General features: G+C 41.2%; 27 protein-coding genes, 1 other RNA gene and 3 pseudogenes. All 31 read right to left on the bottom strand.

Annotation, left to right across the window (positions count from 1 at the left end; genetic code table 11):
* Nucleotides 1–244: 244 nt before the first annotated feature.
* A complete protein-coding gene (locus L3V27_RS22730; RefSeq protein ID WP_016784599.1) occupies nt 245–478 on the bottom strand; it encodes a hypothetical protein in 234 nt (77 codons plus the stop codon).
* Nucleotides 478–885, bottom strand: coding sequence for a hypothetical protein (locus L3V27_RS22725; protein ID WP_029790602.1), 408 nt, complete (start codon nt 883–885; stop codon nt 478–480). Before L3V27_RS22725 ends, L3V27_RS22730 begins: the two co-directional genes overlap by 1 nt.
* A 162-nt stretch (nt 886–1,047) precedes the next feature.
* Nucleotides 1,048–1,734, bottom strand: coding sequence for a DUF4336 domain-containing protein (locus L3V27_RS22720; protein WP_237312796.1), 687 nt, complete (start codon nt 1,732–1,734; stop codon nt 1,048–1,050).
* 132 nt (nt 1,735–1,866) lie between these two features.
* Nucleotides 1,867–2,343 (bottom strand): GNAT family N-acetyltransferase, encoded by a 477-nt coding sequence (locus tag L3V27_RS22710; protein ID WP_005448219.1) that lies wholly within the window; start codon nt 2,341–2,343, stop codon nt 1,867–1,869.
* A gap of 33 nt (nt 2,344–2,376) precedes the next feature.
* Nucleotides 2,377–2,484 (bottom strand): annotated as a pseudogene (locus L3V27_RS22705) (DUF3265 domain-containing protein); the annotation flags it as partial.
* Nucleotides 2,485–3,042: 558 nt separating this feature from the next.
* Nucleotides 3,043–3,378: a hypothetical protein gene (locus tag L3V27_RS22695; RefSeq protein ID WP_193289429.1), complete on the bottom strand. Its 336-nt coding sequence runs from the start codon at nt 3,376–3,378 to the stop codon at nt 3,043–3,045.
* 136 nt (nt 3,379–3,514) lie between these two features.
* Nucleotides 3,515–3,940 (bottom strand): N-acetyltransferase, encoded by a 426-nt coding sequence (locus L3V27_RS22685; RefSeq protein WP_042764686.1) that lies wholly within the window; start codon nt 3,938–3,940, stop codon nt 3,515–3,517.
* Nucleotides 3,941–4,108: 168 nt separating this feature from the next.
* Nucleotides 4,109–4,381, bottom strand: coding sequence for a nicotinamide mononucleotide transporter (locus L3V27_RS22675; protein ID WP_005462157.1), 273 nt, complete (start codon nt 4,379–4,381; stop codon nt 4,109–4,111).
* A 105-nt stretch (nt 4,382–4,486) separates the two neighbouring features.
* Nucleotides 4,487–5,356, bottom strand: a complete 870-nt coding sequence (locus L3V27_RS22670; RefSeq protein ID WP_213904248.1) for a PhzF family phenazine biosynthesis protein — start codon at nt 5,354–5,356, stop codon at nt 4,487–4,489.
* A gap of 133 nt (nt 5,357–5,489) precedes the next feature.
* Nucleotides 5,490–5,891 (bottom strand): hypothetical protein, encoded by a 402-nt coding sequence (locus tag L3V27_RS22660; RefSeq protein WP_047010329.1) that lies wholly within the window; start codon nt 5,889–5,891, stop codon nt 5,490–5,492.
* A gap of 147 nt (nt 5,892–6,038) precedes the next feature.
* Nucleotides 6,039–6,458 carry a hypothetical protein gene (locus L3V27_RS22650; protein WP_237312794.1) on the bottom strand — a complete coding sequence of 140 codons (420 nt, stop codon included), beginning with the start codon at nt 6,456–6,458 and terminating at the stop codon, nt 6,039–6,041.
* Between the two features lie 142 nt (nt 6,459–6,600).
* Nucleotides 6,601–7,161, bottom strand: a complete 561-nt coding sequence (locus L3V27_RS22640) for a suppressor of fused domain protein (RefSeq protein ID WP_237312793.1) — start codon at nt 7,159–7,161, stop codon at nt 6,601–6,603.
* A gap of 25 nt (nt 7,162–7,186) precedes the next feature.
* Nucleotides 7,187–7,289, bottom strand: a pseudogene (locus tag L3V27_RS22635) (DUF3265 domain-containing protein).
* 34 nt (nt 7,290–7,323) lie between these two features.
* A complete protein-coding gene (locus L3V27_RS22630) occupies nt 7,324–8,232 on the bottom strand; it encodes an Imm49 family immunity protein (protein ID WP_021448774.1) in 909 nt (302 codons plus the stop codon).
* An 816-nt stretch (nt 8,233–9,048) separates the two neighbouring features.
* Nucleotides 9,049–9,288 carry a hypothetical protein gene (locus L3V27_RS22615; protein WP_237312789.1) on the bottom strand — a complete coding sequence of 80 codons (240 nt, stop codon included), beginning with the start codon at nt 9,286–9,288 and terminating at the stop codon, nt 9,049–9,051.
* 267 nt (nt 9,289–9,555) lie between these two features.
* Nucleotides 9,556–9,990: a GNAT family N-acetyltransferase gene (locus tag L3V27_RS22605; RefSeq protein WP_237312786.1), complete on the bottom strand. Its 435-nt coding sequence runs from the start codon at nt 9,988–9,990 to the stop codon at nt 9,556–9,558.
* A 166-nt stretch (nt 9,991–10,156) separates the two neighbouring features.
* Complete coding sequence (locus tag L3V27_RS22600; RefSeq protein ID WP_025769021.1) at nt 10,157–10,564, bottom strand: hypothetical protein; 408 nt, start codon at nt 10,562–10,564, stop codon at nt 10,157–10,159.
* Entirely contained in the window at nt 10,561–11,001 is a 441-nt protein-coding gene (locus L3V27_RS22595) for a T6SS effector amidase Tae4 family protein (RefSeq protein WP_025769022.1), read from the bottom strand. The genes L3V27_RS22600 and L3V27_RS22595 overlap by 4 nt, the downstream gene beginning before the upstream one ends.
* Nucleotides 11,002–11,234: 233 nt before the next feature.
* Complete coding sequence (locus tag L3V27_RS22585; protein ID WP_237312802.1) at nt 11,235–11,477, bottom strand: zinc ribbon domain-containing protein; 243 nt, start codon at nt 11,475–11,477, stop codon at nt 11,235–11,237.
* Nucleotides 11,478–11,722: 245 nt separating this feature from the next.
* A complete protein-coding gene (locus L3V27_RS22575) occupies nt 11,723–12,232 on the bottom strand; it encodes a DUF6882 domain-containing protein (RefSeq protein ID WP_198421128.1) in 510 nt (169 codons plus the stop codon).
* Between the two features lie 1,014 nt (nt 12,233–13,246).
* Nucleotides 13,247–13,307, bottom strand: an RNA gene (locus L3V27_RS22570) — hammerhead ribozyme type II.
* Nucleotides 13,308–14,677: 1,370 nt separating this feature from the next.
* On the bottom strand, nt 14,678–15,067 hold the full coding sequence (locus L3V27_RS22555) for a hypothetical protein (RefSeq protein WP_103187143.1): 390 nt from the start codon (nt 15,065–15,067) through the stop codon (nt 14,678–14,680).
* 154 nt (nt 15,068–15,221) lie between these two features.
* Nucleotides 15,222–15,599: a nuclear transport factor 2 family protein gene (locus L3V27_RS22550; RefSeq protein WP_237312784.1), complete on the bottom strand. Its 378-nt coding sequence runs from the start codon at nt 15,597–15,599 to the stop codon at nt 15,222–15,224.
* 144 nt (nt 15,600–15,743) lie between these two features.
* Entirely contained in the window at nt 15,744–16,211 is a 468-nt protein-coding gene (locus L3V27_RS22540; protein ID WP_237312783.1) for a hypothetical protein, read from the bottom strand.
* 112 nt (nt 16,212–16,323) lie between these two features.
* Entirely contained in the window at nt 16,324–16,875 is a 552-nt protein-coding gene (locus L3V27_RS23450) for a hypothetical protein (protein WP_346346962.1), read from the bottom strand.
* 27 nt (nt 16,876–16,902) lie between these two features.
* Nucleotides 16,903–17,013 (bottom strand): annotated as a pseudogene (locus L3V27_RS23445) (DUF3265 domain-containing protein); the annotation flags it as partial.
* A 4-nt stretch (nt 17,014–17,017) separates the two neighbouring features.
* Nucleotides 17,018–17,374 (bottom strand): DUF2513 domain-containing protein, encoded by a 357-nt coding sequence (locus tag L3V27_RS22525; RefSeq protein ID WP_237312781.1) that lies wholly within the window; start codon nt 17,372–17,374, stop codon nt 17,018–17,020.
* Between the two features lie 145 nt (nt 17,375–17,519).
* A complete protein-coding gene (locus L3V27_RS22515; RefSeq protein WP_237312780.1) occupies nt 17,520–17,885 on the bottom strand; it encodes a type VI secretion system amidase immunity protein Tai4 in 366 nt (121 codons plus the stop codon).
* A gap of 355 nt (nt 17,886–18,240) precedes the next feature.
* The gene (locus tag L3V27_RS22510) at nt 18,241–18,504 is read right to left on the bottom strand and encodes a hypothetical protein (RefSeq protein ID WP_237312778.1); all 264 of its coding nucleotides are present in this window, start codon (nt 18,502–18,504) and stop codon (nt 18,241–18,243) included.
* Nucleotides 18,505–18,642: 138 nt separating this feature from the next.
* Nucleotides 18,643–19,191 (bottom strand): cysteine hydrolase family protein, encoded by a 549-nt coding sequence (locus tag L3V27_RS22500; RefSeq protein WP_237312776.1) that lies wholly within the window; start codon nt 19,189–19,191, stop codon nt 18,643–18,645.
* A 180-nt stretch (nt 19,192–19,371) separates the two neighbouring features.
* Nucleotides 19,372–19,701 (bottom strand): hypothetical protein, encoded by a 330-nt coding sequence (locus L3V27_RS22490; RefSeq protein WP_164666866.1) that lies wholly within the window; start codon nt 19,699–19,701, stop codon nt 19,372–19,374.
* Nucleotides 19,702–19,730 lie beyond the last annotated feature (29 nt).

The following is a 19,730-nucleotide window of genomic DNA, read 5'->3' as shown; positions in this document are numbered from 1 at the left end:
TTTGGACTCGAAACAGCTAAAACTAAGTTCTAGTGATCGACGATGAATCTGTATACCAAAAAACTGCTGCTAAGTTTTAAGCTCAGAAACATGATTTTGATTGCTAGCTTTTTCTGGCGACTAACGCCCTGTTAAGGTGTGAGCAACGCAATACAAAAGCCGCCGCATACCGCCTTAAACACTAAAACTAACGCATAGTGAAAATGCCACGCGTTGCGAATCACTCTTAAACAGTTTGTTATGTTTATTTTTTGAAGAGCTTACCGAACGTCTTTTTTAAATGATCGTCTAGGTGAGCTTGAACTATTGTTAGCCCCTCTTCAGCCGCAACGTCTAACAACGAATCGTAATCATTTAATTCATTACAATTTTGACATTTTATTAAGTCTCCAGAGGAAAACTCCTGATCAGGCTCTCCCTCTAAAGGACAATCACAAAACAAACATTTAAGCTCTACAGTAAAGTTGCCATCTTCCATTAATAATACCCCGTAAGTTTCAGACCAAGTGTTGCTAGGGCTAAAAGAAAACCTAAAACAAGAAAAAGCCCCTTGTGCTCCTCAATGTAATCAGAAGTTTTTTTCAGAAACGTTCTGTTTGCTTTTAGCTCATCTGAACGTTTTTTTGAACGAGCAACGCCAATTCCTTTAGGAGTTATTTGCAATCCTTTGTAGTTGCCACCTCCCAAATACGCATGATTGAGCCACTCATGTGCTAAACACTTGTCTGCTGCTTTTTCGAGTTGCTCAAGAGTAAAAGTGCTTTTGTTCGCTACATTAATCTCTTGTACCAGTTGTTCATCTATATCGAGGTTAACAGATTTGTAGGTGCGACCGTGCTCTTCCATATAGTCGATAACATTATTTAGTAACGCATACTCAGGCATTTTTCCTCCGATAAACATAACGCCGCATTAAGGGGTGAACAACGCAAACCACCCGACCTAAACCATTGTGCCATAAACATTGAAGCTGAACTTTGAACCAAGACCGGCAAGCGTTGAGAATCCCTCTTAAATGCTTTGTTATGTGATTTTCTCAAAGGTTTCTCATACTAACCATTTGAAAGACTTTTGTAAGAATTTGTCTGCATTTTCAGTGACGATTTCACCGTGAGCCATGACCAATATTTGCGGGTTCCAAGACAACAACCTATTGAGGTGTTTCCGCGCGTCCGCTTTACCAAACATGAAGCTTAAACGCCAGTCCAAAGGCATTTGCCCATTAGGGGCAAGTATACCAACACCTTTGGCCACAACCCGTTGCCAGTAGTTAAAGTCTTTACCTGAAAAGTTCTCAACCAGGTCAGTAACAATTAACGTACTTGAACTGCTATGGTAAAACACACATTCTTCCATTAGCGGAGAACCAGAAAACAATTCTTGTTCAATGTCAGGCTCCCAAGCATAACTTTGCGGGTTATTAAGAGATGTATGAAAAGAAATATCACTACGCTTTTTTATCACCTCGTTTGTCCCATAGACTTCTGCGTTTGGAAAGGCCGCAATCCATTCAGATAAGAACAAGTGGTGTAGATGATTGGGGGCAATTAAATATTTAACAGAACCTAAACTGTCAATTTGCTCTGCAATTGACTCAGATAATTTGATTGGACTATGAACCCATAAATCTCCACTAGAAAGTCTAACAACCGTCATTCGAGTGGAAAAAGGCAACCCTAAGAACTGAACGGGTTCACCATCAAATATCCATATTTCATGCGCTAATTTTTCCATGTTGCTCCAATCACATAACGCCCTGTTAAGGGGTGAGCAGCGCAATACCTAAGCTTCCGCATGCCACCTTAATCACTTAAACCAACGCATAGTATAAATGCCACGCGTTGCGAATCCCTCTTGAACAGTTTGTTAGGTGCGTAGCCAAAGTTGGTAAAAGTCTGTTTCATCGTGCTTGGGATTCTTGCGCACGAACTCCCAACCATAGCGCTTATAGAATGTGAGAGCTCGATGGTTAGTTCGGCTTACTGAGAGTACTGCACGCAAACAACCCGCTTTACTCAAAGTGCTTACAATATAATCCTGCAATTTTGCAGCGAGTCCTGAACCACGAAAGTTCGGCTTTAAGTAAATGAGATGCACATAGCCAGTCTCCGGCTCGGGTGAAAAGCTACGAAACTCTAACTGCCCTGCAAACTGACCATCCACAAATATATGGATATAGAACCATCCTGATGTTGCTAACCGGTCTAATACTCGTTCACGATAACCACTGATGAAATCGTCGAAACCATCGTAATGCCCAAAACTACAAAAGTATGCATCTTTTCTCGCAGCAACGCACAATTCGAAATCATCAATGTTTATCTGCTGAAAAGCAATTTCCATACTTACCTTTTCCTTCAAGCACCTAACGCCCAGTTAAGGGGTGAAGCACGCAATACCAATGTTACCGCATGGCACTTCAACACCGAAACCACCGCATACCAAAAATGCCACGCGTGCTGAATCCCACTTGAACTGTTTGTTAGCACGCTGCCCCTAAAGCCTTTGGTACACGCCAAGATATTGAAATATAACACGAAACTGATGGTTTAAAACACTGATACCAAACGGACAGCTGCCAAACTGAAAACTAACTTTAAGCGCAAGTTGGCAAGAAGAAAAACATGCGAAAATACACTATTTTCGCAGTAATAAAATTTGCAAAGAATTCGAACATCGGACTTGAACAACCACGACAATGATCCGAATTTAAGGCAAGAAATCAACCGCACCAAAGAAACCGCGCCAGAGAAATAGCCCGAAAGTTAGAAACCGTAAACGATAAACTCAAAGCGAAAACTTAACTTCTAGTACCACCGGAGCGAACCTGAAAGGCACATTTGATCAGGTGTAAAGTGAGGAAAAGAAACCAATAAAAACAGAAACTTTTAGCCTTTGATGCCAACCCAGTGCTAACGCCCTGTTAAGGGGTGAGCAACGCAATACCGAAGCCGCTGCATACCACCTTAATCACTTAAACCAACGCACAGTAAAAATGCCACGCGTTGCGAATCCCTCTTGAACAGTTTGTTATGTGTGTAGTTACATTTTTGACGGAGCCAATAATGAACTGTAATAGTTGCTGTAGCTGCCAAACAATGGCTTGTACTGTTCAACAATAACCACCTTGCCCTCAATACAGATCGACTTGCAAATAACCTGTACAACCTCACCATGCTCTAACTTTACAGCTGCTCTATAAATGTGGATGCTTCGGCTTTTACCAGGAGCATCTGTGTTATCCCACGAAGATAGAACCACGCCGTGATGAGTCCCTATAAGCTTTCCTCGAAAAAACAGCTGATCAAAGCCAATAGCTATAACAATTCCAATACCAAGGAAAAATAATATGTATTTTACAATTTGCTTCTTTTGCATATTAATTCCTCCAAGCACATAACGCTCTGTTAAGGGGTGAGCAACGCAATACCGAAGCCACCGCATACCGCCTTAAACACTAAAACCAACGCATAGTGAAAATGCCACGCGTTGCGAATCCCTCTTGAACAGTTTGTTATATGCCCGAACTCATAGTGTACTCTGGATGTCCAGTGTGCTCATCCAATTGCTCACTCACGACTTTGAAGCCTTGAGACAAATAGAATTGATAACTAGCCTGATTTTCCTTGTACACAGAAAGACTCAATTCCGCCCTCTGAGTTTTAGCATGACTCAATAGTTGCTTACCAATGCCTTTACCTTGAAGTTCAGGAGAGACAAATATAGCAGCTAAGCTATTTTCATACAGTGCGTAAAAGCCGACTACTTTCGACTCAGCTTCGTAAACGTAAGTTTCTGAAGCTGGAATGTAGATGCTACGCATGTTTTCTACTTGAGATTCCCAAAACTCAGCCGAAATGAAATCGTGAGCTTTAACTGACGCTTTAAGCCAAATTTCAAGAACTGAATCCATGTCATTTTCGTTGTACTTTCTTATCATTTTAAAGCTCTAAATAGCCAAATTTATCGGTGCAATATAACGCCCTGTTAAGGGGTGAGCAACGCAATACAAAAGCCGCCGTAAACCACCTTAATCACTAAAATCAACGCATAGTGAAAATGCCACGCGTTGCGAATCCCTCTTGAACAGTTTGTTATGTGCGAACTTCTAGCTTGTAGATGACTGCTCAGCAACACTAACTTTAGGCTCTTTCTCTGGCGTCGACCATTTGATGATTGCTCTAAGGTTCATTGAGAAAAAGATGATATTTGCAATTATCATTGCCACACTGCCAGTAAGATAACCAACTGCTACCCAACTAGTGTTACCGCACATCATTAAAATGAAACCGATTTTGTTCTTATTTCCAATTTGCCAAATTGCAAGAAACGTAAGTACCATTGCAACCCAATCGATTCCATAGTACTGAAAATATTCCATTTTTCCTCCAAGCACATAACGCCGCATTAAGGTGTGAGCAGGGCTTGCCTATACTTTGAGCGAAGCGAAAACGGCAAGCGTTGCGAATCACTCTTAAATGCTTTGTTATACGGAGATTTTCTGCCTGCCGACTTTATGAGCAAAACCACCAACCCTAACCTTAATAATTCCCTGGTCGCTCAACTCCACAGACGCTGTAATTCTTGAAACACACTCCATCGCCCGACCTTGCTCAAAAGTAAAGCTATTCGAATGTGTATTAGGAAGGTGTTTGGCTAAGTAACAAGCTAATGCACCGCTCGCACTTCCTGTCGCTGACTCCTCTGAAATCCCAACCAATGGAGCGAAATTACGACAGCTTGCTGTCACTTTACTTGTTTTCTCACGCAGCTCAAAAGCATGGATACCAATTACACCATGCCTTTCACAGAACTCACTAGTTAAATTTTCATTCACTTGAATTTGATCAAGATACCCAAAGGGCACTGGGACAATAATATCAGGTAAGCCTGTTGAAATAACCTCAATCGGTAACCGAGTTGACTCAAGTAGCGTCGAGTCTAGTCCAATTAACTCTGATATAGCCTCATAACTAAACTCCCCACGAAATTCTGGTAACTTCAGGTCCATTACTATATGACCATTAGCCTCTATAGTTACCACAAGCAAACCTGCTTTAGTCCTTTGAAGGTATTTACCTTCCGTTATGATTCCGTCTTGATACATAGTCGAAAATGCTGCCAATGTGGCGTGTCCACAGAAATCAACTTCACCTGTTGTGGTGAAAAAAGACAACTCAAAGTCGGCTTCGTCATCGAGAGATACAAACGCAGTTTCCGAGTAACCAACAACTTGTGCTATTTGTAATTTTTCTTCGTTCGACAAGTGATCAGCGTGAAGCACTACACCAGCAGGATTCCCACCAGTTCCATTCGAAGTAAAGGAATTAACCAAAAAAGCTTCAACATTCTTCAATATTCATATCTCCGTATAACGCCTTGTTAAGGTGTGAGGCGCGCAATACCGAAGCCTCCGCATACCGCCTTAACCACTAAAACCAACGCATAGTAAAAATGCCACGCGTGCCGAATCACTCTTGAACAATTTGTTATACGAATTTCTCCTTCAGTGCCAGCACTTGTTGTTCAAATAACTCGCAATCTGACTTTGAGTATGACTTAGCGACATTAACCCATTGAACGCCCGTTTCATCTATATGGCGAAACTCGACTTGAAGCGCATATTTAGAACAACGAAGAAGAGCAAAAACGAAACCTACAGCCGTCAAACTAAGAACTAAAACTTGTAGCCATTGCGGTGCCTCTTCAAAGCTTGGAATGGCTAACCAAACAGCCCCTGAAAAAATAAACACCCAGAATAACACTTGACCTAAATTATCAAGAAAACTTAACTTTTTAACCCTAGCATTGTTTATCTTAGACAAAGCATATGAGTCTTTCTTAAACCTGAACTCTTTTGAATCCAAGCTAAAATCAGTACTCTTGTACATAAATTCCCTCTATTCGTATAACGCCCTGCTAAGGGGTGAACAACGCAATACAAAAGCCGCCGCATACCACCTTAATCACTAAATTCAACGCATAGTAAAAATGCCACGCGTTGCGAATCCCTCTTGAGCAGTTTGTTAGGCATCTTGTCACCACAAACTACTTACCCGTTTTGACCTAATTAACTTCCAAAATGAAAGCATGAAAATAGCCAACGAGAAAACAATATGAAGCGTTGGTATGCTTCTAGACCAGGCATCAGACTCTACCAAATGAGAATCAAGTTCTTTGCCACACAAATGATGACCTTCAATGGCTGTTTCAATTACAAAAGGAGCCCAGAAATAAGTTACTGGCATAGCAACTAGCAAAGCAATTAAGGGCGTAATCCATATAAATTTTGAACCTCTATTTTCACGAAGAAGCCTGATCATGATGACAATGAACAGTACTGAGCCAGACATTATCGAAGCATAAAAACGCCCATCATCTCCCTGTGTGCACGTACCAGAAACTGCACCAAGCGAAACCAAAAGGCCATACAATAGTATCAATATCGAGCTGTACATTTGTAACCTTTGATGCCTAACGCCCTGTTAAGGTGTGAGCAACGCAATACCGATGCCGCCGCATACCACCTTAAACACTAAAACCAACGCATGGTGAAAATGCCACGCGTTGCGAATCACTCTTAAACAGATTGTTATACATTTACACTACCGAAGACCGCTTTACTTCCCAGTACTTAAGCTCTGCGTCATCAAATTTTTGTTCGAGCGCATCTAGGTCATGCTTGATTTTGAAATTTCGTTCGTCGTCAGTGATAGGAAGTAACCAAGCTACGTGAGCGTGGGAACTATTTAGAGGCATTATTTCCAAGTCCTCTCCAAATGGATACGGCAACGAAATTAGCCAGTTTTCACAGTTAGAACCCTCAAGCCAAGGCTCACCAATAGGCAAGGTATGGCCAAAACCCAAATTATGATTCGAATGGTAGTAAGTTACCATTGCCAGCATTTCAACTAGACGATTTGACTCGATCTGTGATACGACAACAAACTCGTGAAGAGCTGAATCACTGTGTGTAATCTCTGATGCACCTACTGAGCAATACACCCACATGTTAATTTGAGGGCCAGGTGCAAACCTGACAACCTGAAAATCGGGTACAATTTTCTTAATTGGCCCAAGCTCCCAAGACAATATCTCGAAATCATGACCTTCAAAGAACTCTGCGTAATGTTTAATAATCTTTTCTTTAGTAGACTTCATAATATCCTTGATGCATAACGCCCTGTTAAGGTGTGAGCAACGCAATACCGAAACCGCCGCATACCACCTTAAACACTAAAACCAACGCATAGTAAAAATGCCACGCGTTGCGAATCACTCTTAAACAGTTTGTTATACGCAAACTAGAAGAGGTAATACCGTTTAGTCGTGTTCTTGTGCTGTGTATTTATTTAAAAAATCATAGCTCAACGTGGGTAGCGGTTGGTTACAGAACGCCTCTGGTACGTAGTCAGTCTCAAAACCAATGCAGTAACCATGCCTTGCAAAGGCGACTTTGGCCAGGGTGGTCAGTTGCATGGAGAAATAGCCGTGTCTTGAATCATTCAAACGTGGCTGGCTCCAATATTCATGGTGATTTTGAACTGCCGAGTACATTGCCTTTTGGTAGGTTTTTTCATCAGCGCCACCAAATACTTTCATTATGACATCGATCATTGGTAAATGAAGGTAGGTGACAGCATCAGGTTCACCGTGATTCACCGGCTCGGAAGCACTAAAGTTGACGTACTCCTGAATCAAATCCGTAGGCTCGCCATCAGTCAAGCCAAAAACGCACCCGAGCATCTTGAGTAAAATCTTATCAGACTCACTTTGCCACTCAATTTGCGGGTGATCCACGATTTCAACGAAGCGTCTTGCGCTATCAAAATCTTCGCACAACAAGGAGCGCCATGTTGATACCGTTAGATCGTTACCTTCAATCCCACGGTAATCCTTGCCAGTGTGAAAGCTAAATGACACCTCTTTGTTTGGTAACGAAATCGTAATCTTTTCGCCACCCTCCAGTAAGGCATATTCAATACTTTTTGAGTCAAAATATTGCCAAGCGACAAGAGAGTGCAATGCACTGTCAATGTCAGCTAAATTCAGATATAACGTTTTGGTGTAGATTTCAAACCCTAAATCTCCTGGGTTGACATAATTCCACTCTTCACTTTGCGCCAACCTGCGTGTGATGATATCTGTCAAAGCCGCAATGTTTGCTGACTCATCTTTGAATACTTTCCGAGAGCCATCGTAGTTGATTGGCGAGTATTGTTGTATCGTCATTTATTACTCAATTTATATTTTATCTAGCACGAGGAGAACTCTGGCGTATAACGCCTTGCTAAGGTGTGAGTAACGCAATACAAAAGCTACCGCACAGCGCCCTAATCACATAAGCCACCGCAAAGTAAAAATGCCACGTGTTACGAATCACTCTTAGGCAATTTGTTAGTACATGCGCTACTTCTATTTATGCGCTCCAAGATATTGAAAAGTGGCATGATATGAAAGGCTTCGAACACTGAAGTGAGACGGGCAGCTACAAAACTTTACCCCGATTGAAAGACGAAAGCTGGCTAGAAGAAAAACACATTGAACTGCCCTACTTTCACTGGCTTCAAATTAGAAAAGGATTCGATCCTCGCACTTCGACGGCAATACCAAAGAAAGACAATTCTGACTTAGTAAAAGCCACGAAAGAGAAGAAGCGCCACAGAAATAGGCTAAGAGTTAGAGACCGTAAACGGTGAAATCAAAGCAAACACTCCGCATATAGTGCCACCGGAAAGAACGTGAAAGGCACTAACTGAAAGGTGTAAACACGAGCGCCAAAACAGATAAACACCAAAACTTATGACCTTTGATTTCAAACCCGTACTAACGCCCTGTTAAGGTGTGAGCAACGCAGTACCAATGCCGCCGCATACCACCTCAAACACTACATACAACGCATAGTAAAAGTGCCACGCGTTGCGAATCACTCTTAAACAGTTTGTTAGTTTGCAGACCCAAAGGGTTGATTTTACGTTATTTTAAACTTTGCAAATAACAAACTTTATGTGCTTTGATGCACTTAAGCCAGGCGTAGTCTCAAAGCGGCTACTCAATGAAACCACGTGGAACAAACAACGCCGCAGAAAACGAACTCACAACACCAAAAAGCGCTTTTGGAAAACCAATCTCACAATGCGTGACTTTGAACAAAGTCACTGAAACCACGTGAACTTTCCACACCAGAGAAAACGCCATTTCAGCGAGTAAATCGGCTTTTGTACCAACAAACTCAACGAGTAGAGTTTCAGCAAAAAAGTTCAACTCAGTTAACCCCAAAGTCGCCATACCAAAGAACAAATCAACCGTTGAAACGATGCCAATTTTGGGTTTTCACCACGCTAGTTAACACTGAAATTGAACGCAGATATGACAATTTCGACTTTGCGCTTTTACCACTAGATCTTGCGATATAGCTGCGTTTTTCCTCTTGCAAACTAACGCCCTGTTAAGGTGTGAGCAACGCAATACCGATGCCGCCACATACCACCTTAAACACTAAATTCAACGCATAGTAAAAATACCACGCGTTGCGAATCACTCTTAAACAGTTTGTTATAAGCGTGGTTTAAGCATGTGCACGAACTGTTCGTCCTGCCCTGTAACCTCAAAGCCAAACCTTTGGTAAAGTTGCCCTACTCGGTTTCCTTGTAAGTAGCAAAGCTTTATCGGTAACGACTTTTGTTCAGCAAGCTCAATGACTGCTTTTAATACTTGGCTACCAATTCCTTTACCCTGATATTCTGGTAATAGGAAAAAGCGACCAAAGTACAGATACTCAGAATGGCACTGCACCAAGTAACTGCCAACTGCGACTCCATCAACTTCGATTATGGTTGGCTTTTCTTCGCCCCACTCATTGTGGTGAATTTCTCTTTGAACACTGTCGTTCCAACCAAATACCGCTTTGATTGGTTCAAATTCTGCTGATTTCTTAAGTTCGAATAGGAACTCATAGTCACTATTTTCAGCTTTACGGGTTTCGTACACCTAACTCTCCAAACCTACAACTACGGATAGCTTATAACGCCGCATTAAGGTGTGAGCAACGCTACTACGAACCTAAACCATTGCGCCAAAAAACACGAAACCCAACCTTGAACTGAAAATGCCAAGCGTTGGGAATCACTCTTAAATGCTTTGTTATGTATAGCGGCTAGAGAGACCAATTGTAGCTTTTGAAAAACACATGATCTATAGGAAGAACCGGGCACAACAATGCCCCTTCAAGCGGCTTACTGACCGCGATTACTTTTGAAACCTCATCAATCATTACACCAACAGATTCAAGAGAACAGTTCTGTTCGACACTTACCCCCCATTTTTCAGCTTGATTAGAAGATATAGGTTGACCTAGAAGAATGGCTACTTTGTTACCTTTTACACTGAGTGTCTGTAAATCACCTTGAGCATTAACTGCCCAATTACATGGAGAAGTTAGTTTTGTTTCAAAAATGGTAGACTCTTCAAACAAAGTACAAGATGATCCATTGTTAACTGACAGATTAAATGCTAACGAAGAAAAACTAACAAACGATAAAAGTAGCGCAGTTATTTGTTTCACTGTTTTATCTCCCAAAACCAAACTTCATCACCAAGATTAATCCAATCAGGGGCGCCTCCCTTCATATGCTCGCCATCCCAAACGTCAATGTGATCGGTACTACCCCACCCATTCCTGATAAAGATAATCCCTCTCCGACCAATTAATGATTTTTCTCTTTGATCTTTAATAAGCTCTTTATTTCCAAATATATTAGGGTTAACAGAGATCCAATTTGCTAACTCTTGGGCTGCTAAAATGTGTCTCGGACTATGTTTAAAGCCAGGGTAGCAGCGCCTATTAGGATATTTTTGGTCAAAAGTTGAAGTGTCGATACCTGTTTCCTCCAGAGCAACCCCCATACGAATAGCACACTGATTAGGAAAATGAGCCCTATCACAAGGAGATTTTGGGTATGGATGGTTTTTCCATAACTTGGCAAATTGAATTACTGACACTGTACGTACCTCACTGAAACAAAAAAAAAGTACTCTAACACACTCAAAATAATCAAACCTGTTTCATATTAAATAGTGCGATCATTCTTTCGAAACTCGGATACATAACGCCCTGTTAAGGTGTGAGCAACACAATACCAGAGCCGCCGCATACCACCTTAATCACTAAAACCAACGCATAGTAAAAATGCCACGCGTTGCGAATCACTCTTAAACAGTTTGTTATGCCTATGCTAACCACCTAGAAAATCTAGTATTTTTTGTCCAGTACCTAGACCTCGTTTGTAAAACTCAGTGTGACCGCAACTACTGCATGATAAGAAATAAAAACGGTGTTTATTGTAATTGAAAAATGTACTCCAAAATCCACCACTGGCTCTTAACTCACCAATCTCATATGACTCTGAACCACATTTATCACAGCAGTATTCAAACTTCGATTTCACTTTGTCATTCCCTAACAGGTGGTTTGCCATCTGCTTGTTTGCAAGCTCTTTGCCTAAAGACCCGCACTTTTCACACTTCAATGATGAGTGTTCATTGCTATACCCGCACCCAAAGCACTCCCATTTACTATCCATATTTCCTCTTATAGGCATAACGCCCTGTTAAGGTGTGAGCAACGCAATACCAAAGCTTCCGCATACCACCTTAACCACTAAACCTAACGCATAGTGAAAATGCCACGCGTTGCGAATCACTCTTAAACAGTTTGTTATACCTAGTTTGCCCAACTTATGTCAGTTATCACCATGTAAGTAAACCCCGTCTCTTCCGTGGTTCGGTAAGCGCCTTTAGCTTCCAAAAGATAAGAGGTTACGGAAGTCATTTCCCACCCATCAATCTCATCCGCTTGCCACTTGTCTATGGTAAGCGATTCATAGCCTTTTGATTCGCCAAACTCTCGAACGATGTGCATTTGATCTTTTACATTGTCATAAATGTAAGAATTCGCCCAAGACCAAAGCCATGTATTTGACGTGGTAGAAATGGAACCGACGAACTGTACTTTTGCAATAACAGCAACCTTTCCATCGTTTGAAAATATAAGAGTACCGCTTTCCTGGTCCCAGTCGAAACGCTCATGTTCACCAAGTTTGAATTCGCTCATCAGCTTGTTCTGCTTTTCTGTCAGAGCAGTATGCGCTTCAGTAACAAAATCTTCCCAGCTAATATTTGCGTTGGTATTTGAAACGAATAATCCCATGGCTGCTGTTAGTAATTTCTTCATAATTTCCCTAAGAGGTATAACGCCGCATTAAGGTGTGAGCAACGCTACCACGAAACTTAACCATACCACCGTAGACACAAACCCCAACGATAGAATGAGAAATGCCAAGCGTTGGGAATCACTCTTAAATGCTTTGTTATGAAGCAATTTTTAGTGACAGCATTGAAAAACAACATTATGCCCTCACTTTAATAAGCACACACTATTAATAAGGAAACAACGTGAGCTATACAGGCATAGATACACAGTCTTCTGCTGCACTGCAATAGCTGCAAGACAACTTTGACTTTCCCGAAGTAGGAAATGGTGATGCAATTTTCCAGCACCTACAAGTTACTTTTCAATCCGCATCAAACGTAGAAAACACAATTACGGATATGTGGCTTTCAAGAACTACCCATGAATTTGGAAAAATCCGTTTTGAAGAGCGTCCAAGTGACAACTTTGATACTGATAACATCCATATCGAATTTGATGCGAATTGGTCAAATGTTACATACAGTTGGGATAATGACGTATTTCAAATCGAAGGCTCATCTCCTCGATTTGGTGACTACTCTGTTCGAGTAATCTTCTAAATAGCAGGCGGGTTGTAAAGACCTGCCTTGCTTCATAACGCCCAATTAAGGGGTGAACAACGCCTCCACCCAAACCTAAAGCATTGTGCCATAAACACTAAATTTGAAGTAGAAGCAAAAATGCCGAGCGTTGTGAATCCCTCTTAAATTGCTTGTTATATTTCAGTGCGCTATAGGTAATTTGGGCTATGCGCACCTACTAATTTGCTCTTTTCACTGGAGTTGCACCAGATCATCAGTAAGTTAAACTTAAAAGAGCGGTGGTTCTCCCAAAACATGGCAACACATTTTGAAAGTTGCTTAAATTGACTACTAATTTTGTTGATAATTTTCATACCCATAAGCTCTCCCTCCTTAGTCTGACTAGTTAAAAACCCCACAATTTCCGCTAAGAGAAACTGCACCACAAAAACAGGTGGATTTGACGCAAAGTAAATCGAGGCTGCCATCATCAGTCTCAGGAGACCACCACTGAGAGACGTATTCACGTTTCGGCTTTCGACTTTCGACTTTCGACTTGAGTTTTAACATTATAACGTACTGAACTAAAAAGAAATATAACGCCCAATTAAGGGGTGAGCAACGCTACCACTCAACCTATAGCATTGTACCGTAACCACTAAAATTGAAGTAGAAGCAAAAATGCCAAGCGTTGGGAATCCCTCTTAAATTGTTTGTTATGTTTTACCACAAACACATGATTTACTTGAGAAAGAACTACTATTTCTGACTAGTTTTCTGAAGCAAACCATAAGGATAGAACCAACTTGGCCGCCAAAGGCGATTAACCTAAAACAAGTACTTCCACTTCCCTGCCCAATGAGGCAACCCAACTAAGAAACAACAAACGCCCTTTCTTACCAACCAAAGCGCAAAACAATGGCTAATTGCCGAGGCAACTGCCAAGCTGAAATGCTAATTGACTAAGAATCTAAAAGCGACTTTAAGCTAGTTAAACGAGAAGCCGACCGCCACGACCTGATAATGAAGCAACCCACGAATATTGGCATGCTTTACGGCCTGAGAGATTCAAGAACTTAGGCAGACAACGCGAATTTGCTGAGTCTACTAGGGACGAATTGCCAGAGGGACAAAGAACTAGAGCTTAAGAACTTTAAGCCTTTGAAATACAAGTAAACATAACGCCCTGCTAAGGGGTGAACAACGCAATACCGTAGCCGCCGCATACCACCTTAATCACTAAAATCAACGCATAGTAAAAATGCCACGCGTTGTGAATCCCTCTTGAGCAGTTTGTTAGTTTGCAGACCCAAAGGGTTGATTTTACGTTGTTTTAAACTTTGCGAACAACAAACTTTATGTACTTTGATGCAGCTAAGTCAGGCGTAGTCTCAAAGCGGCTACTCAATGAAACCACGTGGAACAAACAACGCCGCAGAAAACGAACTCACAACACCAAAAAGCACTTTTGGAAAACCAATCTCACAATGCGGACTTTCAATAAAGCCACTGAAACCAAGTGAACTTACCGCACCAGAGAAAGCGTCCTTTCAGCAAGTAAATCTGCTTTTGTACCAACAAACTCAACGAGCAGAGTTTCAGCAAAAAAGTTCGACTCAGTTAACCCCAAAGTCGCCGCACCAAAGAACAAATCAACCGTTGAAACGATGCCAATTTTGGATTTTCACCACGCTAATTAACACTGAAATTGAACGCCAATACGACAATTTCAGCTTTGAGCTTTTACCACTAGATCTTGCGATATGGCTGCGTTTTTCCTCTTGCAAACTAACGCCCTGTTAAGGTGTGAGCAACGCAATACCGATGCTTCCGCATACCACCTTAAACACTAAAACCAACGCATAGTGAAAATGCCACGCGTTGCGAATCACTCTTAAATTTATTGTTAGCTTTCTATTTCCAATGCAATGTAATTTGCTATGAGTTTCTTTCCTAGGTAATGCCAACTAAATTCTAACTCAATACCATCAACTAGATACTGGTAATTAACCTCAACTCCATCGTCCCAGTATTCAATATGATTAGAAAATAACGCCTTTATTTGTTCTGGCTGCATACCATCATTTATTGACAAATAACGGTTGCCCAACAGAAGATCTCCTTTAAACACATCTCCTCTTGAATAAAACTCACTCAAGCGGACATGGATGTGGTTCACCTTACCATTAACTACATTTAGTACATAGCATCCAAAAGAATGGCTACCATCAGGAAAGTTACACTCTGCGCCAAGTACAAAGCTTTCTATAGAAAACGTATTGAGATTGAGTTGCACAATTACTCCTTGAAAGCTAACGCCGCGTTAAGGGATGAACAACGCTATACCCCCAAGTTAAACCATTGTGCCATAAACACAAAAGCTAAACTTTGAACCGAAACCGCCAAGCGTTGAGAATCCCTCTTGAACGCTTTGTTATGTGCGTAGCCTATTATTGTACAAAACTCACCCACTTCGAGCGCCATTCTTGTGCTTCCATTGGTTCTGGCCAGAACTCTTTTTGTTTTTGAATAAGCCCATTTTCTACAGTATGAAAAGTAATAGCACGCGCCTTTTGAACGCTATCAGTTATAGAAACATCAGTGACTACCGTTTCGCCATCGCAGACAACTGAATGAACGACGAATTCCCAAATGCCATTTGCTGGATAGTAAGAGTTGATTGCTATGAAATTGTCTCGTCCAACAGTAAGCTCACCAGATTGAGGCCAAAACCCTTCAAAATCCGGGCTAAGCCACTCGCTCGCTTTCGCGAAATCATTAGTTTTCATTGCTTCCCAAAATGCTACGACAACTTCCTTTGAATTCATTTTTCCCTCCAAGCACATAACGCCCTGTTAAGGTGTGAGCAACGCAATACCGAAGGCCCCGCATACCACCTTAAACACTAAAGCCAACGCATAGTAAAAATGCTACGCGTTGCGAATCACTCTTAAACAGTTTGTTAGGCATTTTTATCTAACACCTTTTGCACCAGTAATTGACCAAGAATATTCAGAACCCGCATCACCGGCTAAAATTTTGATACTAAATGACCGAGTCGACAATGGAGGTAATTCATTTTTAATTTCATAGTGGCGAGTATCAGTCTTTTCACCAAGCTTACTTTCAATCGATATTGTCACTGACGTTACGGTGATATCTTTATTACCATTGTATAAGCTACCACGATATACATCTTGAAACTGGATACCAGCTCGTCCGTTCAAGTTCATCAATTCTAAGGTGTTTAAAGCTCGCTCTTTGCCTCTGTACTCTGAACCTTCGGGAAATTTTTTACGGCATGACATATATATCTGTTCTGCGCCTAAATCACTATCGACTCCTTTCATACTCTGTAATATACAGTCATCAAAGTCTTTTGGTTGACCACAACCAGCAATTAATAGAACAATGAAAGGCAAGGAAAATCTTAGACTCATATTCAACACCCCGAAGTTCAACTAGATTAATTGTAGCATCTAGCCGCTTTCGAAATGCCTAACGCCCTGTTAAGGTGTGAGCAACGCAATACCGTTGCTTCCGCATACCACTTTAATCACTAAAACCAACGCATAGTAAAAATGCCACGCGTTGCGAATCACTCTTAAACAGTTTGTTAGGCATTATTACCACTTTGGCATTCTTAGCGGTCTTGTTACGCCAAATATTTCTCATTTCTTTTTTGGATAACCTTTGACTCTTGTCTTCTTGATGCTTGGAACTAAAAACACGACCTGTATATGGGTTTAACTTTGGCCAAGGTCTATTTTGACTTTTGTAGTGGCCATGTGGAATTGATGGATAAGAATCAGGATCTGCTTTAGTAAAAACCCACAAACCCAAACACACAATTTCAAGCCAGTTGTCTCTTTCTTCGCCAGTTTTTTCAGTGGATGAGCGGATACTTACTGGCTGTACTTCATCCTCGTTTAGTTCATGATTTTCATCCGGATTATCCTCATCGCTATCTAGTCGTGGATCCGCAGATATTTCTCCAGTATCTGAAAGCCATAACGCGACCTCAATACGCTCTTTATATTCATCATATCCGATCATCCCGAGTTCATAGTGAAATCTAGCTAATGTGATTAACGTGTTTTCCATAACTTTCCTCTGATGCCTAACGCCCAGTTAAGGGGTGAAGCACGCAATGACCAAGCCGCCGCATGGCACTTCAACACCAAAATCAACGCATAACGAAAATGCCACGCGTGCTGAATCCCTCTTGAACTGTTTGTTATGGCAATTATTCGCCCAGCAAAGAACTCAATTTTTTCTTTGCATAATTTTCAGTTAACTGCTTTCCGATACTAAACACAGTTGAGATGCTCGCATCTTTAAATTCCGTCTTAATTGTATTCCAAACTTCTTCTTTGCGGATATTGTCTAAAAATTCGTGTCCGTCCCAAGTTAATCGATTAACAGAAACAAAACTTGGAACTACGGAAGTATTAGCCAAAGTATCTGACACATTTCCATCTAAAAATCCGGCTTCAATTAAAAGTAACGCATGATATTTAACTTGGTTTTTATCGTATCCTTCAACTTCTAACTGTCTTGGATTTTCCTCTATAGTTAGCAATAGTTTACGGATTAGTTTCATCATAACCTCCGAAGTTTCCTAATTGCTATAACGCCCTGTTAAGGTGTGAGCAACGCAATACCGAATCCCCTGCATACCACCTTAAACATTAAAACCAACGCATAGTGAAAATGCCACGCGTTGCGAATCACTCTTAAACAGATTGTTATAACTCTGATTTTGCCTTTGAGTACAGCTTATGCACGACGTCCGAATTAGAGAAATCGATACAATAGCCTAACTCTATCACGCTACCATTTTTTGATTTGTAAGCTGTAGTATTTCCGCTTTCCAATAACTCACTTAGATCAAAGAATACCTCCAAAGGCAAATCCGAGAACTCTCGATAACCTTGCATTGCTGTGACCGCATCTTTAGCCACATCAGAGCCCTTGTATTTGGTTGCGATACAAGATGAAAGAGCAAAATTTTTGAACAATCGTTCATCACTTTGAGTGCTTAGAGGGCTTGCGTTGAGTCCCAAACTAAAAACAGCAACCCAAATGGTACCGACTAATATTCTAGTTTTCATAGGTTAGCCCTCTTTGCTTCTGAGAAGTAATGATGAAATGACAAAAGAGTTATAACGCCGCGTTAAGTGGTGAACAACGCGCCCCCCAACCTAAACCATTGTGCCGTAAACACTAAAGCTGATTCAAACCAAAAATGCCAAGCGTTGTGAATCCGTCTTAAACGCTTTGTTATGTGACTAGCACCTTTGATAGGCAGATTGAGCGTTTTACACCTATGTATTTACCATACGCGGCCGATTCTGAGTAAGAGTTGCGTTCATAGAAACTGACTGCTTTTGAGTTAACTCTACGTGTCGACAGAATCGCTCTTCGATACCCTTTGTTGACTGCGTAGCGTTCGAGTTGTTCCAGTAACTAAGACCCTGCACCATATTTGTTGGAATACATTCGCTTTAGTTCACAAACTTCACTTTCATGGTATCGAAACACCCCGCATGCGACTGCGACATTATTTTGATATACCACTATGCACCCATCTTTCGATGAATCAAAAGTATCAGATGCAAACGAACTTTCACCAGAGTCACTCGTAATTTGAGTAAGCGATGAGTTCAATTCAGCGACTAACGACTGAAAGTCACTGTTACTTGGTTCTACTTTCTTATGTTCGAATTTCATACCTGTCACATAACGCCCAATTAAGGTGTGAGGCACGCAATGCCGATGCTGCCGCATACCACCTTAACCGCTAAAACTAACGCATACTAAAAATGCCACGCGTGCCGAATCACTCTTAAATTGTTTGTTATATGCGTGCTACAATGAAGCAACCAAAGCATTTGTTGAAACCACTTGAGCAAACGGAACACTAAGCGCCGCCATATAAGCAGCCTGGACGTCAGAAGCCAAGACTTGCTTACCGTCAAACTCTAAACTCTTCGTTGCACAACCGTCTGATATAACAGTGCATTTATAACCCAAATCAAATGCTGCCCTTGTCGTTGTGTCAATACACATATGCGTCATTGCACCGCATATTACAAGTTCATCAGCCCCTTGTGAGTTAAGAAGTTCATTTAAATTAGTTTCCCTAAATGAACTTGGATAATTCTTAACAATCACTGGCTCATTCTCCATCGGCTCAACTAGTTCGTGTATTTTGCAACCGAAAGTATTTGGAATGAAAAAGGTCGCACCTTCACGCGTGGCTATGTGCTGAATATGAAAAACTGGTAACTCTTGCTCTCGGAAGTAAGAAAGCAGTCGAGCACAATTGCGAGCTGCATCTTCCATACCCTCCAATTCCATAGCACCGCCTAAGAAGTAGTCGTTCTGTATATCGATTAGCAATAATCCTTTACTCATAATTTTTCCTAGCCTATTTACTGATTTATAGTTGAAAGCATATAACGCCCTGTTAAGGGGTGAACAACGCAATACCGATGCCGCCGCATACCACCTTAATCACTTAAACCAACGCATAGTGAAAATGCCACGCGTTGTGAATCCCTCTTGAACAGTTTGTTATATGCGTACTGGCACCCATCACCACACATACAACTTAAAGTAAACCAAGAAAGATGCTATGAGAATAAGACCACACCAAGCGAAAAATACAAAGGCTTTCGCCTCAGTTTCTGCTTCTTCCATATCGGGAAGTAACGCCATGAAATAGCACCCGATTGGAACTAATTCGTACATTTTACCTGCATATTGGTTATTCATGCCTAAGAAAGGTGGAACACACAAATACAGAGCTGAATAGCTGACAAAAAAGATAGTAACTAAAATTCTATTCCAACCTATCTCTTCGCCTTCTTGGTACAGCTTAAATAACAGGTAGATAGCACCCAATATTGCTAGTATCAAAAACATCCTGTTCAGAAATCCCTAAAGCATATAAC

Origin of the sequence: Vibrio sp. J2-3(2022), from assembly GCF_021725735.1 — a bacterium.
GTDB classification, from domain to species: Bacteria; Pseudomonadota; Gammaproteobacteria; order Enterobacterales; family Vibrionaceae; genus Vibrio; species Vibrio diabolicus.
Note: the sequence above shows the minus strand (reverse complement) of the source record. Positions and strands in the feature narration are given on the sequence as shown.

Bases quoted from the DNA above. Each gene is read 5' to 3' on its own strand.
- L3V27_RS22675 (WP_005462157.1), bottom strand. From the start codon at position 4,381: ATGGAATATTTTCAGTACTATGGAATCGATTGGGTTGCAATGGTACTT.
- L3V27_RS22685 (WP_042764686.1), bottom strand. From the start codon at position 3,940: ATGATAAGAAAGTACAACGAAAATGACATGGATTCAGTTCTTGAAATT.
- L3V27_RS22540 (WP_237312783.1), bottom strand. From the start codon at position 16,211: ATGAGTCTAAGATTTTCCTTGCCTTTCATTGTTCTATTAATTGCTGGT.
- L3V27_RS23450 (WP_346346962.1), bottom strand. From the start codon at position 16,875: ATGGAAAACACGTTAATCACATTAGCTAGATTTCACTATGAACTCGGG.
- L3V27_RS22585 (WP_237312802.1), bottom strand. From the start codon at position 11,477: ATGGCAAACCACCTGTTAGGGAATGACAAAGTGAAATCGAAGTTTGAA.
- L3V27_RS22575 (WP_198421128.1), bottom strand. From the start codon at position 12,232: ATGAAGAAATTACTAACAGCAGCCATGGGATTATTCGTTTCAAATACC.
- L3V27_RS22650 (WP_237312794.1), bottom strand. From the start codon at position 6,458: ATGTACAGCTCGATATTGATACTATTGTATGGCCTTTTGGTTTCGCTT.
- L3V27_RS22730 (WP_016784599.1), bottom strand. From the start codon at position 478: ATGGAAGATGGCAACTTTACTGTAGAGCTTAAATGTTTGTTTTGTGAT.
- L3V27_RS22660 (WP_047010329.1), bottom strand. From the start codon at position 5,891: ATGTACAAGAGTACTGATTTTAGCTTGGATTCAAAAGAGTTCAGGTTT.
- L3V27_RS22615 (WP_237312789.1), bottom strand. From the start codon at position 9,288: ATGGCGACTTTGGGGTTAACTGAGTTGAACTTTTTTGCTGAAACTCTA.
- L3V27_RS22720 (WP_237312796.1), bottom strand. From the start codon at position 1,734: ATGGAAAAATTAGCGCATGAAATATGGATATTTGATGGTGAACCCGTT.
- L3V27_RS22510 (WP_237312778.1), bottom strand. From the start codon at position 18,504: ATGAAATTCGAACATAAGAAAGTAGAACCAAGTAACAGTGACTTTCAG.
- L3V27_RS22515 (WP_237312780.1), bottom strand. From the start codon at position 17,885: ATGAAAACTAGAATATTAGTCGGTACCATTTGGGTTGCTGTTTTTAGT.
- L3V27_RS22630 (WP_021448774.1), bottom strand. From the start codon at position 8,232: ATGACGATACAACAATACTCGCCAATCAACTACGATGGCTCTCGGAAA.
- L3V27_RS22550 (WP_237312784.1), bottom strand. From the start codon at position 15,599: ATGAATTCAAAGGAAGTTGTCGTAGCATTTTGGGAAGCAATGAAAACT.
- L3V27_RS22710 (WP_005448219.1), bottom strand. From the start codon at position 2,343: ATGGAAATTGCTTTTCAGCAGATAAACATTGATGATTTCGAATTGTGC.
- L3V27_RS22490 (WP_164666866.1), bottom strand. From the start codon at position 19,701: ATGTTTTTGATACTAGCAATATTGGGTGCTATCTACCTGTTATTTAAG.
- L3V27_RS22695 (WP_193289429.1), bottom strand. From the start codon at position 3,378: ATGCAAAAGAAGCAAATTGTAAAATACATATTATTTTTCCTTGGTATT.
- L3V27_RS22500 (WP_237312776.1), bottom strand. From the start codon at position 19,191: ATGAGTAAAGGATTATTGCTAATCGATATACAGAACGACTACTTCTTA.
- L3V27_RS22525 (WP_237312781.1), bottom strand. From the start codon at position 17,374: ATGAAACTAATCCGTAAACTATTGCTAACTATAGAGGAAAATCCAAGA.
- L3V27_RS22725 (WP_029790602.1), bottom strand. From the start codon at position 885: ATGCCTGAGTATGCGTTACTAAATAATGTTATCGACTATATGGAAGAG.
- L3V27_RS22640 (WP_237312793.1), bottom strand. From the start codon at position 7,161: ATGAAGTCTACTAAAGAAAAGATTATTAAACATTACGCAGAGTTCTTT.